This is a genomic window from Vibrio sp. 10N.222.49.C9 (assembly GCF_041474985.1).
GTDB classification, from domain to species: Bacteria; Pseudomonadota; Gammaproteobacteria; order Enterobacterales; family Vibrionaceae; genus Vibrio; species Vibrio crassostreae_C.
The window spans coordinates 1-289 of the sequence record NZ_JBFRVD010000345.1; the positions used below are offsets into that span (position 1 = coordinate 1).

The following is a 289-nucleotide window of genomic DNA, read 5'->3' on the forward strand; positions in this document are numbered from 1 at the left end:
GCAGTTAATTATCTATTTTGGTGAAGCATATACACCGTTTGGAACAGCAGTGATTGGTTGGACCAAGCGAGGCGTATGCTTTCTACAGTTTGCAGACAGCAATGCATTTGAGACGCTAGCGATACTGAAGGAGCAATGGCCATTGGCGACATTCAAGCAAGGGGACGCCCAAGGTATCGCGAATAGTATCTTTTCTGGATCTGGTAATAAGGTGCACCTTATCGTTAAAGGCACTAATTTTCAGATTAAGGTGTGGGAAGCGCTGATGAAAAGCCATTCTGGAGAACTG

The 289-nt window shown here is 45.0% G+C and carries 1 pseudogene; it reads left to right on the forward strand.

What is annotated here, in order from left to right:
• Positions 1-49: 49 nt before the first annotated feature.
• Positions 50-289: pseudogene (locus tag AB4585_RS23450) on the forward strand (6-O-methylguanine DNA methyltransferase); the annotation flags it as partial.